Raw genomic sequence first — 15,488 nt, forward strand, 5'->3', positions numbered from 1 at the left:
ACCGATTAACTGAATAATGCTGACGCTTTCATTCCCTAAAAGCACTCCAAAACAGAATGGCTATAAAAGGATTGACATAAGCATGAGTTTCAACTTCTGCTGCCGGACGAACTTTTAATAACCACACATAAGCTGAATAAGCAAGCAGAGAGCCAAAAGAAATCAGATAAATCAATGAAAGCCAGCTTGTAGATGTTACTTCATTGAATTTAGTAGTAACTATATCCTCGTTCATGGCGGAGCAGAACCAAAACATTACACTGGCAAAAAGCATCTGCTATGCCGAACCACCAAAAGCATTGATTCCCTCTTCATGTGAGGAACGGTATTTTGCATATAGTGTTCCTAAAGCCCAGGAAACACATCCAAAGATAAGTAATAGAACTCCACGTTCACTATGTGCATGAATTCCTTCCATGTTGAGTTGTTCTATATAAAGCTGCACAACGCCAATGAATCCGATTGTTCCTCCAATGATGATGAAGGGATTACGGAAGTTAACTCTCCACATCGGAATATCCAATAATAGAATCCATAATGCAGTGGAAGAAGCTATAATAGCTATAAGGCTACTAGTTAAATAACGTTGTGCGAGCATAACTACCGCCATATCAACAAATAGTAGTACAATGCCACTAATAGTCGAACGTTTTATCAGGCTCTTTCTGAATGTTTCTTTTATTTGGTTATTATTTGTTTAAAGCACGTTTTATTCTGTTTAGCCCGTCAATCAATGTTTGTCGGGGGCAAGCTATATTGATACGAATAAAACCATCACCTGCTTCTCCGTACAGATTGCCTTCATTTACTCGAATCTTACCTTTCTTAAGCAGTATTTTTACAATTTCTTTAGATGACAGTTTCAATACAGAGCAGTCTATCCATACCAAATAAGTACCTTCGAGCCTTATTACGGGAAACTGTGGAAGATGTTCTTTGAAATAGTTTTTCAGATAATTGTAGTTGGCAAATAAATAGTGATTAAGTTTATCCAGCCATTCCTCACTATTATTGTATGCTGCCATCAAAGCTTCAATTCCAAATGGGTTTACGTCGCATACTTCGTTTACGTTAATTGCTTTTTCTATTCTCATACGTATATTCGTGTCGGCAGAAATAATATTTGCAATCTGAAGTCCTGCCAGATTGAAGGCTTTACTTGGCGAAGTACAGGTAACAGAGTGCATTAGAAACTCTTCCGATACAGAGGCAAAAGGAGTATATGTATGTCCGGGAAAAACCAATTCGCAATGAATTTCGTCCGCTACTATCAATATATCATTTTGAAGGCAGATCTTACCAATACGTACTAACTCCTGTTTTGTCCATACTCTGCCTGCCGGATTATGTGGATTACACAATAACAGAAGTTTTGCTTTCGGATCAGTAGCTTTTTTTTCTAAATCATCAAAGTTTATCTGGTATGTTCCGTTTATATAAATGAGAGGATTGGTAACTATCTCGCATCCGTTATTACGAATGGATGAGAAAAAGCAATTGTATACCGGAGTTTGTACCAATATCTTGTCTCCGGGAGATGTCAGGGCTTTTATTATTGCAGACAGTGCCGGTACAACTCCGGTTGTATAAATAATCCAATCTCTTTCTATTGTCCAATTGTGTTTTCGTCCAAACCAATCTACAATAGAATCATAATATTCAGAGGGAACTTTTGTATAACCGAAAATACCGTGTTCTACCCGTTTTTTCAATGCATCAACCACAGCGGGAGCTGTACGGAAATCCATATCAGCTACCCACATAGGCAAAACATCCTCTTCCGTCTCTGTATCCCATTTATAAGAGTTGGTACCACGACGGGGGATTACTTCATCAAAATCGTATCTCATGCGCTAAAGCAGGTTATATTGTCCCATAGTTGTAATTCACAGTCAGCAGGTTTTTTGATGTTTTCGTCGATGATAATTTCACCGTAACTTTCTGCCATGATACTCCCGCTACGTGGATTTTTTATACTATGTACCGGACTGTTGATAGTGGCTTGTACACTGCTATACTCAAAACAGAGATCAGCGTCATCAGCCATTATACAATTTTCCATAATAAGATTATGGGCATAACAAAGTGGTTGGGTTCCTGAAATCTTACAATTTACCAGACGTAGGTTGTGAGAATGCCAACCTAAGTATTCACCATTTAGTTCAGAGTTGTACACTGTTACATTTTCAGTATTCCAGAAAGCGTCTTTCGAATTGATTACTGCATTGCGGATTTCTACATTCTTGCAATATTGGAATGAGTAATTTCCGTTTTGACTGTAATTTTTAATACGGATATTTTCACCGTACATAAACAAGTAATCGGCCTTATCTATCTGTACATTTTTTAATTCTACATTGCGGCAATACCAAAAGGTTTCGAGTGCATTGGGGAGCTGTACATTTTCCAGTTTGACCCCATCCATTTCGCGAAACATTTTCGGAGCTTCTACCACAGTGTCGGTCATATGAAGGTTTTGAGAATACCAGAGGGCGGCACGTGCCCCTTCCGTAAAGAGACAATTTTTCACGATAAAACCATTCGTATGCCAAAAAGGATATTTACCTTCGAAACGACAGTTTACAGCTATAATATTACTGCATTCTTTCAATGCTGATTCGCCGGTATGAATGGTTACATTTTCCAGTTGTAAGTCATGTGTTGCAAATAGAGGGCGTTCGCCTTCGTATTCCTTGTTTTTAATTATTTCCATATTCCAATTGTTTTTTATTTTATAATTCTATTTATAGGCATTTTGCTGACTCTTTATTCTTCAGACGGCGTCTTATTTCCGTTATGGTAATTCAAAAGTGGCAGTTACATTGCCCGAACCAAGAGCAGATGCCAGGCCCACAGGATTGTCCACACGTCCCAGACGTGTATAACTGTAAGAAGTAGAAAATGTCTTATAAAAGAGTACTACACATGAAGAACCATAAAGCATTAAATCCCCTGTTCGGATTCTACCAGGATTGGAAGATGCCGTCGGAAGGTTTTCCGGTAAGTAATAATACTTTTCATTATTATTCATTTCTGACATATTCACTGTCATTGGCAGTAATGACTTAAACGCTGTTACTGTTGGATTGTCTTCCAGAGTTATATTGAACGAGGTGGAACCAATGTTTATTTTAAGATTATTATTCATAGAATTATCATTCTCATTATTACCTGGTTTATTGGGATCATTGTTATCATCGGACTCATTAGGGTTGACAGTGGGAGAGGGCTGTACTGTATCCAGCGGGCTTGGGAAAGGGTCATCAGTACTACATGATGTGAGACTAATCAATAATGTCAGTGTCACAAGAGGAGTTATAATATAATATTTCATATCCATTTTCATCATTTCAGATATTCTTTGAAGAAAGATTCCAATTTGTCAAATGGAATAAGGTTTACCCGGTCGTAAAGATCTACGTGTCCTGCATCGGGCACGATATACAATTCTTTCGGTTCGGCAGCTTTACTATAAGCATCTTCACTGAATTCGCGTGAGTGCGCATTTTCTCCGGCAATGAAAAGCATGGGGCGAGGAGAGATAGTCTCAATGTCAGCAAACGGATAAAAATTCATGAATTTCACGTTGCTTGTCAATGTGGGATGTGTAGTAGTCAGTGATGTTGCACCTTCGGGTGTAAACTCTCCGCGTTCTGTACGATAGAATTCGTAAAACTCGCGTTCTATCGGAGAGGAGCTTTCTGTTAGTTCGTGTACTGTACCACCGGTATATTTCGTTTCCCCACCTAAGAATTCCACATAGCGTTGTTCGGCAGCTTCGGCAATGATCTGTTTTCTTTGTTCCAGTGTTAATGCATGTTTCAGGCCATTACGACTGGCTGTCCCCATGTTGTACATACTTATGGTTGCGATGGCTTTCAACCGCGGATCGATTTTAGCTGCACTGATAGCAAAACTTCCACTACCGCAAATCCCGATCACACCAATGTGTTCACGATTAACAGAAGGATGTGTACCAAGATAATCTACTGCGGCACTGAAAGATTCTGCATAAAGTTCGGGAAGGACTGCATTACGTGGTTCTCCTTCACTCTCTCCCCAGAAAGATAAGTCGATGGACAAGGTTATAAAACCACGTTCGGCCATCTTCGTTGCATAGAGGTTGGCACTCTGCTCTTTGACGGCTCCCATAGGATGCCCTACAATAATTGCCGGATATCTTTCACTTTCTTTCATGTCTTTGGGAAGAAAGAGATTGCCTGTCACTTTCATTTTGTACTGATTGAGAAAGGTTACTTTCTCAGTGCCTACCGTACTACTTTTATAGAAGTTGTCTGCGTCGGTTTGCGCAAAAGAGAGGGTAGTACTGAGCATTGTAAGGGATGTTGCTGCTAATAATAAGTTTCGTCTCATATCTCTTAGGGTTTTAATGAATAAAGAATTGATTGTCTATTTTTTATATTGCAAATGTACGGGGAAGAAAAGAGATTCTTTGTAGACAAATTACAGACATCATAACCCGAATTACAGATTGTAATATTTACATTCACTTTTTCTTATAAAACCGGATAAAAAGAGAATCTGAAGATATGGCAAGAGGGTGCCAAAAGTGAAACTCACTATCATTAAAACGCAGATTTACGCTAATTTACGCGAAGATTAAGAGCCTGTTTAAATCTGCGATAATTTGCGTAAATCTGCGTTTCTAAAGTTAGATATTGATAGCTTCCTCAGACTTTTGATACCCTCTTACTACCGTTGATATCTGATTATAGATTACATTCCTTTTGTCTTCATATCAATCACAAAACGATATTTGACATCATTCTTTTCCAAACGTTCCATGGCTTCATTTATTTGGTCAACGCTGATTAGTTCTATCTGAGCCGTGATATGGTGTTCTGCACAGAAATCAATTACTTCTTGTGTCTCGGCAATGCCACCAATGTTGGAACCGGAAAAACTTTTGCGTCCATTTACGATATTGAATGCACCGACTTCCAACGGTTGATTAGGAAGGCCAACCAATACAAGACTACCATCTACTTTCAAAAGATTCAAATACATATTAACATCGTGTCGTGCGGAAACCGTATCCAGAATCATATCAAACTTAGAGAGGTTTCCCATTTGATTCGCGTCAGTAGACAGCACGGCTTCATCCGCACCCAACTCTTTGGCTGTTTCTATTTTGGAGGGAGACGTAGTAAAAACGGTTACATGGGCTTTCATCGCTTTTGCAATCTTTATAGCCATATGGCCCAAACCACCAATACCTATGATACCTACTTTTTTCCCAGGTCCTGCTCCCCAATGTTTCAAGGGAGAATAAACGGTGATTCCTGCACATAAGATAGGAGCTGATGCTGCAAGATCAATTGTTTCAGGCAGTTTCAATACATAATTAGCATCGGCTACAATCGTTTGCGAAAAACCACCATAAGTTTGTCCTCCAAGATATTTGTCGGGAGAATTAAAAACAACCGTCCAACCTTCTTCACAATATTGTTCTTCACCGTTGTGACAATGTTCGCAGTGTCCGCAACTATCGACGATACAACCGATGCCGGCCAAATCTCCGACTTTGAATTTAGTTACATCTCTGCCTATTCCGGTAATACGTCCTACTATTTCATGTCCGGGAACAATAGGATAAGTAGTTCCACCCCAATCATTATGGATGGAGTGAAGATCAGAGTGGCAAATACCACAATACAAAATATCAATCTCCACATCATTCGGTAGAAGCGAACGACGTTGAATTTCTAAACTGTGGAGCGGAGTTTCTGCTGATTCCGTTCCATATGCTTTTACTGTTTTTGTTTCCATATTTTTATTTTAATGTAATCAATCCATACTTTGGAAGAAGATATCACTATCAAATTAGTTTTCCCATCTCATAGGCTTCGATCAAGACTGGATTGCCTTTTATCTCACCTACATGCCAGACATCGGTAGCAAGAACTTTGCCTTTTACTACCGGATTTTCCAGACAATCTATAAAGCCCATCAGATTATCGAAAACATGTTCTAAGCTGGCAAGCCCTTCTTTTCCTTCGGCAGCGGTAGCAAGGAAATAGAATTCTTTGTTTTTCATTTCGGTATAAGGCCCGCAACAACGGTCGAGCAATGTTTTCAGTTGTGCACTCATTGCATAGAAATATACGGGAGTACCAAGAACTATGACATCAGCAGCCAGCATTTTAGCAATGATTTCCGCTGCATCATCTTTCTGAGGGCATGGTTTCTTATATTGGCTGCATACACTGCATCCCATACAATAGTGGATCGTTTTATCCCGTAGAAAAACTTTTTCCGCTTCATTTCCAGCTTCTATAGCTCCACGCATGAATTCATCACAGAGTGTGTCAGAGTTGCCTCCGCGTCGCGGACTGGATGATAAAATCAGTACTTTTTTACTCATAATGATAGGTCGTTTAATTAGTTGTTTTTTTATGTTACAAAGATACACTGTTGTGAGAAGATACTTTGTAGATAAATTACGGATAATATAACCTCAATTACAGATTGTATGAGGTTTCATCACAGAGGTAGCATAGGACATAGAGTTTAAATCTTTATTGAAACGCAGATGATCACAGATTTTCGCAAAGAGAAACAAATGTATGATAAAGAACTACAGTCTTTTAATCTGCGTTCATTTGCGATCATCCGCGTTTCATCAGAGAAAATAATATCTCTGTGCTCTCCGTGTCCTCCGTGGTGAACCGTTTCATTTCTATTCAGGTATGATAACCCTGATTACAGAAGAAAATGGCTTTCAAAATCAACTTTAGCTGTTAGCATAAAAAAAAATGTACCCAAATTACAGATAGTATAACCCAAATTACAGATTTGACTAATTCCGCTGAATCAGTGTATATTTTATTTATATCTTTGCTAAAATTCAAATACTTATGTCTATGGATAATATAGTAAACTTAGAAAGTGTAGACCGGTACAACAGCATGTATGGACTCGAAACATTGCATCCGTTAGTGAGTGTTGTAGATCTTACGAAAGCAACTAAGATAGTTAACCATACCCAAATGAATTATGGGGTTTATGCACTTTTTTTAAAGCAGACCAAGAGCTGTGATCTTAAGTATGGGCGTAGATCTTATGACTATCAGGAAGGGACTATTGTTTGTTTCGCACCTGGTCAGGCTGTACGTGTAGATATGATCGAAGATGAAATCACACCGGAAGTTTATGGTATTGTTTTCCATCCCGATTTGATTCGTGGCACTTCTTTGGGAAAGAGTATAAAAAACTATACTTTCTTCTCCTATGCTGTCAATGAAGCACTTCATCTTTCAGATCAGGAAAAGGGGATTGTTATGGATTGTCTCAAGAAAATCAGCATTGAGCTGGAACATGCTATTGATAAACATAGTAAGGCTCTGATTGCAATGAATATAGAATTACTCCTCAATTATTGCATGCGGTTCTATGAACGACAGTTTATTACCCGCAGTGATGCAAATAAAGATGCTCTTACGAAATTTGAGCAACTTTTGAATGAATATTTCCTAAGTAAACTCCCCATGCAGGAAGGATTACCTTCAGTGAAATATTTTGCAGACAAAATCTGCCTTTCCTCCAACTATTTTGGAGATATGGTAAAAAAGGAAACCGGAAAAACTCCGCAAGAGCATATTCAGGATAAGGTTATTGAAATGGCAAAGGAACATATTACCGAAACGGATGAAACTGTTAGTCAGATAGCCTATACTTTAGGCTTTCAATATCCGCAGCACCTTTGTCGGTTATTTAAGAAACGCGTAGGGTGTACTCCCAATGAATACAGAACGCAACAAGGTCAAATTATTTAATATACTTCATATTATGGATGAAATTATAAAGATTGATACTATTGATCAATACAATAAGTTATACGGGTTGGAAACCATGCATCCGCTGGTCGGAATTGTAGATTTGAAAAAGGCAACCAATCGTCCGAATCATATCCGGATCAATATGGGTTTTTATTCGCTCTTCTTGAAACATACGAAGTGTGGAGATCTTAAATACGGTAAAAAACAATATGATTATCAGGAAGGAACAATTGTTAGTTTTGCGCCGGGACAGGTTATAGGTATTGAATTGAAGGAAAACGTCCAACCGTCTTCCATAGGTATTGTGTTTCATCCTGACTTAATTCGTGGTACATCTTTGGGGCAGAACATCAATAAGTACTCTTTCTTTTCTTATGAGGTAAGTGAAGCGCTTCATGTGTCTCATGCTGAACAGCAGATAATAATGGACTGCCTTAAAAATATCACGATGGAGTTAGAACGTGCAATAGATAAGCATAGCAAAACTTTGATAGCTAAAAATATAGAACTATTGCTTGACTATTGTATGCGTTTTTATGAACGGCAATTTAACACCCGCAGTGGAGTGAATAAAGACATTATTGTACAGTTTGAACATCTCCTGGATGATTATTTCTTGGAACAAAATGCAGAAAAGAATGGTTTCCCTACTGTGAAATACTTTGCAGATAAGGTTTCTCTTTCGCCTAATTATTTTGGTGATTTAATAAAAAAAGAGACAGGGAAGAGTGCCCAGCAGCACATTGTGTTCAAAATAATCAATCATGCAAAAGACCAGATACTCAATACCAATCAGCCAATTTCTCAGATTGCATATAAGTTAGGGTTTCAGTATACGCAACATTTTTCACGTCTGTTTAAAAAGAACGTCGGATGTTCACCTAATGAGTACAGGGCACAAAACGATATAGTTCTTTGATAAACTACTTAGTGTAGTCTTTGCTAAAAACAGGCTGTTTTATGAAAAAAAACATATTGAATATAGAAACTGTACATCAATGTAATTGCTGTTTAGGGTGTAAAACGCTTCATCCATTGATAAGTGTCATTGATTTGTCGAAAGCTAATTTGGAACAACGTACCCTTAAGTTTGGCTTCTATACAGTCATATTGATAGAAGGTCATGCTGAAGATTTCCTGTACGGGCGTAAATATTACGATTATTCCAATGCATCATTGATATTTCTTACTCCGGGAGAATCCTTTAAAACGGATAAAAACAAGATACTTTCTCAGAAAGGTTGGTTGCTGGCATTTCACCCGGATTTACTTTATCACACTTCGCTGGAAGCAAATATAAAGAATTACTCATTCTTTTATTATAAACCGGAGGAAGCCTTACATCTTTCTTTGCGTGAAAAGACAAAGATAATAGAATGTTTATGCAATATCGGAGAAGAATTGCAACATGCCATCGATTGTCATACTAAAACAATTATTTCGAGATATATCGAGTTGTTTTTAGACTATTGTACGCGTTACTATGAACGGCAGTTCATCACACGCAACGAACCCAATAAACTCATAATCAATAAAACCGACTTGTTATGGGATGAATATGTTCAGTCTGGCAAACTCATGAACGGCATATTGCCATCAGCTGAGTATTGTGCAAGGAACCTTCAATTATCTCCTCATTACTTTAGCGACCTGTTAAAGTTTGAGACAGGGAAAAATATATATGAGTATTTCCAGCAAAAACGTTTTGAGACATCTAAAAGAATGTTGTCCGATAAGAACAATACGACTGCCTTGGTTGCAGATAAGTTAGGTTTCTCTAATGTACAGTATTTTAGCAGTCTGTTTAAGAAGATAACCGGAGTGGCACCGAATGAATACAGAATCTCACAAAATTAATGTTGCCGGGAATCTGTATTTATTTCACCTGTAAAATGTCGCTTTGGGCATAAAATGCTTTTATGATAGTTACTTCTATCACGTTGTAATCTTATTCTGTGTATTTATAAAATGTTGTATAGATATAAAACACTCTTGGGCAGTAGCCTTTTCTTTGCATAGCGTTTCCAACGGGCACCAGCCTGTTTGAGTGCGTTTTTTTATCAGAGGTACTTTTAGCCTGAATTCCACCTTGATAGCTGCTTCCTGTAATATTTCCCAGGCAGGTTCACTTATGACATCAGTATACAGTTGTTTTACCTGACCCATTATCATTAAGGCGGCCGCAGCTTTTCCAACTACCTTGTCTGCAATATAGGCACCTTGTAGTATCCATGGAGTCTGTTTTAGTAAGTTGTATAAATCAGCAACTCCCCGTTGTTCAAAGACATAGACTTTTTGTTTGTGGCAGATAACGCATGAACATTGCTCTTCATGTAGTAATCGGATTAATGTTTCCATGTTCATAATGTACCTTGTTTTAGCTGTTCTACAAATTGATCAATGCGATGTAGTTCTCCCGGTATATTTATATTCTGCGGACAATGATGTACACATTGGTCACATCCGATACAGTGATTGGCCTGGCGCAGGCGTGGTACACTACGATCATAGCCCACTAAAAATGCACGGCGTGCTTTACGATAATTTTCCTCCTGGCTGCTTTCCGGGACATTACCCTCATTTACACACTTATTGTAATGTATCAGAATGGCCGGAATATCGAGGCCATAGGGGCAAGGCATACAATATTTACAATCATTACAGGGGATTGTAGGATATTTCAACATCAGTTGTGCCGTTTCTTCCAGAAATTCTTTATCATTTTCAGTCAATGGCACCAAAGGTGAATAGGTACGTAAATTATCCTTCAGATGCTCCATATACGTCATTCCACTTAATACCGTAAGTACTCCTTCGGGTGAACCCGCAAAGCGGAATGCCCATGAGGCAACACTGTCTGTCGGACGACGCTGTTTTAAGCGCCCTACTATGTGGTTGGGCACATTAGACAGACGCCCTCCTAATAGAGGTTCCATGATAATTGCAGGAATGTTTCGTTTGGAAACTTCGGCATATAAGTATTCAGCATCTGTATTACGGGTATTTACTTCTTTGGCATGCTTCCAATCTACATAGTTCAGCTGGATTTGTACAAAATCCCATTTTATTTCATCGTGCCGGGAAAGTAGATAATCGAATACTTCAATATCTCCATGGTATGAGAAACCGAGGTTACGGATGCGTCCCGCCTCGCGTTCCTTGATAAGAAAATCGAGCATGCCGTTATCTAAATAACGGCCTTTCAACGCTTCCATGCCTCCCATTCCAATGCCGTGTAGCAGCATATAATCCAGGTAATCTACTTGTAGCTCTTTCAGGGAATTGTGATACATCGCTATGGAAGCCTGGCGACTCCAGGTATCCGGACTGAAATTGGATAACTTCGTAGCTATAAAATAGCTGTCGCGCGGGTGCCGGCTGAGTGCAATCCCCATAGCATGTTCGGAACGTCCTCTGCAATATGCAGGCGATGTGTCGAAGTAGTTAACGCCATGTGCAATTGCATAATCGGTCAGTTCATTGACCATATCCTGATCAATCTCATCCTGAGTGTCTCTTGCACTGGTATTATTAATAGTTGGCAGGCGCATGCAGCCATATCCCAGTATGGAAACTTTATCACCTGTGGAAGGGGAGGTGCGATAGGTCATTTCGCCTGTTTGGGTGTCGCCGGGGTTTCCATTTATTGCTGCCGAGTCACTTTGGTAACTGCAACCATACATGGCAGCTGTAGTAGTTACGGCACCTGCACCTAATACTTTCAGAAACTTCCGACGGTCTATCTCCTTTTTATTTTTCTTATTCATGGCTTCTCTTTTAAACAATTCTGTGTTTTTGATGTCCTTCTACATAAATTGCACTAAACGGACGTGCCGGACAAAGGTTTTCACAAGCTCCGCAACCAATACAACGTTCTTCGTTGATTACCGGAAGTTTAGGAGATTCCGGGTCATCGGCAATACTGGCTATCATTTGTATAGCACCTGTCGGACAGTGACGGGCACAGTTTCCACAATTTACGCCATCTGTATTGACTACGCAATTTTCATATATGTATACTGCATGACCGATTTGTATTGCAGATTTCTCTGCTGTAGTAATGGGCCGTATAGCACCTGTCGGACATACTTCGGCACATTTCGTGCATTCAGGGCGGCAATAACCACGTTCATAATACATTTCCGGTTGCATCAGTGTTTCAAGCTTAGCGGAAGGACGCAGTACCTGATTGGAACAAACGGATATACAGAGCTGACAAGCCGTACAATGATTTGCGAAATTCCGGGCACTCAATGAACCTGCCGGAGTGACGGGAGTAGTACGATTGGGAATCTTCTTTTCTTCTATTATCGCGAGTCCGCCATCTACTTTTTTCTCTTGTGCTTTCAGAAGGGTAGAAGTAGCCAACAAAGAAGTGGCAGACAAGAAATTACGGCGTGCATTGTCTATCTGTTCGTCTGTTACTTTGACTATTTTTGTGCCGGCATTGAGAGGGTGTTTGTATTGAATTGCATTTTTAGGACATTTTCCGATACAGTTCATACATGCCACACACCGGCTGTAATCAATCTTGTGTTCTTTTATATTGATACATGAAGCTTTGCAATTGCGGGCACACAACTGACAATTTACGCATTTTGAAGTGTCAATTACCGGCTTCAACCATGAATATTTAGCTACGAAACCCAAAAGTGTTCCCACCGGACAAATTGTATTGCAGTAAGTACGTCCGTTTCGCCATGCCAGCAAAGCAAGAATGATAAATGCTGCAATAGCAATACCAAAAGTTGTGACACCCTTCATCCATACATCAACTGAATAAAAAGCATAACTGTCCACACGTTCTGCCCAGTAGGCCAAAAGATTGTTTCCCCATTGGTAAAGCGGTGCAAACAGATTGGAAACGATGCGTCCGTAAGTGCTATAAGGTGCCAGTAAGGTAACAATCGTACCTATACCGGCAATAATGGCAATGATAAAGACCGCCAGTACTCCATACCGTAACCACGAAAGGCCGGGGGAATAACGAAAACGATTCTTTCTGCGTTTTCCGGCTATCCACGATACCAGGTCCTGAAACACACCGAGCGGGCAGATGACTGAACAATAGATCCGCCCCAGAATGAGAGTTAATACCATTAGTGCAATGATTACTCCTATATTCAGTGCCAATAGGGCCGGTAGGAACTGTATCTTTGCCAACCATCCAAACCAGGTATGAATAGTGCCTGTAAAATCAAGAAACAGTAAAGTGATCAGAGTGAAACATACCAGGGCGGAAATGAGTCTTACTTTTCGTAACATAATTGTGTTTTTAATGATCAATTTCGTGCAGCCATTTTTCTACCTTTGTCCGAGCTGAGTTTGCGCTTCCTCCATTGATGAGAAAGCCCTTTTTTATTGTAGCTTTCTCTGCGTGTTTTACAAAATCTTTGAAGCAATTCTGTTCACCTCCACCACCATGTGTACAGAAAGGAATGACTGTCTTGCCAGAGAAATTGTAGCTTTCCAGAAAAGTCCATATAGCCATAGGAGCAGTTCCCCACCAGTTAGGGTATCCTACAAATATGACATCGTAGGTATCTATATTGTCGACTTTGGTTTTCAGTTCCGGGCGTGCGTCTGCTTCTTTTTCTTTTTTAGCTACCTCCGTACATAAGCGATATTCTTCCGGATAAGGTGTTGTTGTTTGAATTTCGAAAAGCTTTCCGTCGGTCAATTCTGCGATCTGGTTTGCAACACTACGGGTATTTCCCGACCATGAGAAATAGGCGACTAACACCTTTTTTGCTTTAAATACTTGCTGAGCTTTTACATTTGTTCCTGACATTGTTACCATAACTATAAGCATCATTAAAATGTTTCTTGTTCTCATATCTTTTATTTTTTATCTGACTGATGCAAAATTACTCTGATATGTTTGGTTAAGAAATAGATAAATTACGGATATTGTTACCAATATTACTGATTGGAAATAAAAAGATAAGATTTAACGGTGTTTTATTGAAACGCAAATAAACGCAGATTTTCGCAGATTATAATAAGACTACATTATAGTTGAGGGATGATATTCTTTACATGACTTTGCGATAATCTGCGTTTCAAAATAGTTGGGATACAGTACTTGTACTCCCAATGAGTATGAATGCGGTATCTATTTGTCTATGTTGACAACTTCACCAATCACAGGGTTGAGAACATTTAGCGAATCCGTCTCTATCATTTTTCGTACATTCATGATCGGTTCGTCCCACCGATGTTTTGCTAAAGCAAATTTAGAGTGGTGTACCGTCAGTATCTTCCGGGCTTTCAGGTCTTTGGCAACCCGGTTTAATTCTGATGGCATTGTGTGGATGTATTTCCAATCCTCATTATATTGTCCGTTTTCCAGAATTGCCAGATCTATTCCGGGATAACGATTCCCTATCTCTTCAAAATGCGTATCATACCCACCATCTCCTCCGATAAAGATCTTCTTTGACGAGGTTTCGATAAGGAAAGAACCCCAGAGTGTCTGGTTGGCAGTAAGGCCACGGCCTGAGAAGTGCCGGGCTGGCAGACAGTGTATGGATAGCCCTGCCTCATTGTCGGAAGTGGAATTTTCATACCAATCAAGTTCTATAAGCTGATCTTCTTCAAATCCCCAATATTCAAAATGCTCGCCGACTCCCAATGGGCATATTATCTTTCTGATACGATCTTTCAGTTGCATAATCGTCTGATAGTCCAAATGATCCCAATGGTCATGCGTTATCACCAGATAATCAATATCCGGCATGTCATTGGGTTGGTAGGTATAGGTAGCCGGAAATGGCTTGTTGATGAACGAAACCGGAGAGCCCATACAAAAGACCGGATCTACCAGTATTCGTTTCCCGTCGATTTGAATAAGATAGGAAGAATGTCCAAACCAGACCAGTACATCTTTGTTGTTGCTTATTCCCTGGAGATTCGTTTTGATAACCGGTATTTCTTTTTCAGGGCGTAGTCCTTCGACTTTTCTGAATAGAAAATCCAGGATGCTTCTGAAACGGCTCTTATCGGAGGTCATCATCACTGTCTCATGCAGATTCTGGAAAGCTCCGTCTTTATAATGCGGTGACTGCCTGATTCTTTCCAGCCGTTTACCCTGAGGAAGTTTGCCAAAGCTTGACTGGTTAATGAAAACAATTCCAATCAAGGCGAAAACAGCTACAATAACTAATAGTATTCCTATAAACATACGCATTCGGATTTGTTTTAATAACTTCATATTCTTATCTATTATTTCACGTTGCAAAATTACTTGGAATATACAAAAGCCCAGGTATACAAATTACGGATAGTTATACCTTAATTACGGTTGTTATCTTTAGAGCTTACTCCAATTTTCTTCAGCATTATTTGGAAACACCCGGAAGTTCCTGTATATTTGCACAAAACTAGAAATATTTTCTCAAAATGAGGCTACACAGTTTTGAAATTCGGAATTCAAAGATGAACAATGTTATTCGATTAACGGAGTCCCGGCTGGGATTTTGTTGGTTGATACATTTTGATCTTTGACATTTTGAACAACGTTCAAGATCTGTCCGGTATAAAATTCGTGCAGATCGGGAACGAAGAAAGCTATGTAGGCCTGTACTTTTCATAATTGAACCTTTTTCCTCATTCATTTTATGATTTGCGCATAACTGTCTCTTCACTGAGGCGGTCTTTCTCATGCCCGTATATTAACTTGTGCGGGGT

General features: G+C 39.4%; 16 protein-coding genes. 3 read left to right on the forward strand and 13 right to left on the reverse strand.

Translation table 11 applies throughout. The annotated features are described in order from the left end of the window. Positions 1 to 28: 28 nt before the first annotated feature. From QX565_RS05860 to QX565_RS05895, 8 genes are all read right to left on the reverse strand, one after another. Complete coding sequence (locus tag QX565_RS05860) at positions 29 to 235, reverse strand: EamA family transporter (protein WP_289291832.1); 207 nt, start codon at positions 233 to 235, stop codon at positions 29 to 31. Positions 236 to 277: 42 nt separating this feature from the next. Then, positions 278 to 610 carry a hypothetical protein gene (locus tag QX565_RS05865; RefSeq protein WP_289291834.1) on the reverse strand — a complete coding sequence of 111 codons (333 nt, stop codon included), beginning with the start codon at positions 608 to 610 and terminating at the stop codon, positions 278 to 280. Positions 611 to 689: 79 nt separating this feature from the next. Beyond that, positions 690 to 1,850 carry a MalY/PatB family protein gene (locus tag QX565_RS05870; protein WP_289291836.1) on the reverse strand — a complete coding sequence of 387 codons (1,161 nt, stop codon included), beginning with the start codon at positions 1,848 to 1,850 and terminating at the stop codon, positions 690 to 692. Then, entirely contained in the window at positions 1,847 to 2,713 is an 867-nt protein-coding gene (locus QX565_RS05875; RefSeq protein WP_289291838.1) for a DUF3737 family protein, read from the reverse strand. The genes QX565_RS05870 and QX565_RS05875 overlap by 4 nt, the downstream gene beginning before the upstream one ends. An 81-nt stretch (positions 2,714 to 2,794) precedes the next feature. After that, the gene (locus QX565_RS05880) at positions 2,795 to 3,349 is read right to left on the reverse strand and encodes a cyclophilin-like fold protein (RefSeq protein ID WP_289291841.1); all 555 of its coding nucleotides are present in this window, start codon (positions 3,347 to 3,349) and stop codon (positions 2,795 to 2,797) included. Then, entirely contained in the window at positions 3,346 to 4,374 is a 1,029-nt protein-coding gene (locus QX565_RS05885) for an alpha/beta hydrolase (RefSeq protein WP_289291842.1), read from the reverse strand. The genes QX565_RS05880 and QX565_RS05885 overlap by 4 nt, the downstream gene beginning before the upstream one ends. Positions 4,375 to 4,737: 363 nt before the next feature. Next, the gene (locus QX565_RS05890; protein WP_221649977.1) at positions 4,738 to 5,790 is read right to left on the reverse strand and encodes an NAD(P)-dependent alcohol dehydrogenase; all 1,053 of its coding nucleotides are present in this window, start codon (positions 5,788 to 5,790) and stop codon (positions 4,738 to 4,740) included. Between the two features lie 49 nt (positions 5,791 to 5,839). Next, complete coding sequence (locus tag QX565_RS05895) at positions 5,840 to 6,385, reverse strand: flavodoxin family protein (protein ID WP_002560384.1); 546 nt, start codon at positions 6,383 to 6,385, stop codon at positions 5,840 to 5,842. 499 nt (positions 6,386 to 6,884) lie between these two features. Between QX565_RS05895 and QX565_RS05900 the strand changes: the two genes are divergently transcribed. From QX565_RS05900 to QX565_RS05910, 3 genes are read left to right on the forward strand one after another with little or no spacing between them, the layout of a single operon-like run. Continuing rightward, positions 6,885 to 7,796 (forward strand): helix-turn-helix domain-containing protein, encoded by a 912-nt coding sequence (locus QX565_RS05900; RefSeq protein WP_025866413.1) that lies wholly within the window; start codon positions 6,885 to 6,887, stop codon positions 7,794 to 7,796. Positions 7,797 to 7,809: 13 nt separating this feature from the next. Beyond that, the gene (locus QX565_RS05905; protein WP_289291847.1) at positions 7,810 to 8,718 is read left to right on the forward strand and encodes a helix-turn-helix domain-containing protein; all 909 of its coding nucleotides are present in this window, start codon (positions 7,810 to 7,812) and stop codon (positions 8,716 to 8,718) included. A 41-nt stretch (positions 8,719 to 8,759) separates the two neighbouring features. Next, positions 8,760 to 9,656, forward strand: coding sequence for a helix-turn-helix domain-containing protein (locus tag QX565_RS05910; protein WP_289291849.1), 897 nt, complete (start codon positions 8,760 to 8,762; stop codon positions 9,654 to 9,656). Positions 9,657 to 9,734: 78 nt separating this feature from the next. On the opposite strand, the gene QX565_RS05915 is transcribed toward QX565_RS05910, so the two are convergent. The 5 genes from QX565_RS05915 to QX565_RS05935 form a co-directional block, all read right to left on the reverse strand. Beyond that, entirely contained in the window at positions 9,735 to 10,157 is a 423-nt protein-coding gene (locus tag QX565_RS05915) for a DUF1893 domain-containing protein (RefSeq protein WP_289291850.1), read from the reverse strand. 2 nt (positions 10,158 to 10,159) lie between these two features. Further along, the gene (locus QX565_RS05920; protein WP_289291852.1) at positions 10,160 to 11,566 is read right to left on the reverse strand and encodes an aldo/keto reductase; all 1,407 of its coding nucleotides are present in this window, start codon (positions 11,564 to 11,566) and stop codon (positions 10,160 to 10,162) included. A gap of 10 nt (positions 11,567 to 11,576) precedes the next feature. Then, a complete protein-coding gene (locus QX565_RS05925) occupies positions 11,577 to 13,064 on the reverse strand; it encodes a 4Fe-4S binding protein (protein WP_289291854.1) in 1,488 nt (495 codons plus the stop codon). A 10-nt stretch (positions 13,065 to 13,074) separates the two neighbouring features. Beyond that, the gene (locus QX565_RS05930) at positions 13,075 to 13,635 is read right to left on the reverse strand and encodes a flavodoxin (RefSeq protein ID WP_289291855.1); all 561 of its coding nucleotides are present in this window, start codon (positions 13,633 to 13,635) and stop codon (positions 13,075 to 13,077) included. Positions 13,636 to 13,914: 279 nt separating this feature from the next. After that, a complete protein-coding gene (locus QX565_RS05935; RefSeq protein ID WP_321028730.1) occupies positions 13,915 to 15,012 on the reverse strand; it encodes an MBL fold metallo-hydrolase in 1,098 nt (365 codons plus the stop codon). Positions 15,013 to 15,488: the final 476 nt, after the last annotated feature.

Source organism: Bacteroides sp. 41_26 (genome assembly GCF_949740115.1).
Lineage (GTDB): Bacteria > Bacteroidota > Bacteroidia > Bacteroidales > Bacteroidaceae > Bacteroides > Bacteroides nordii.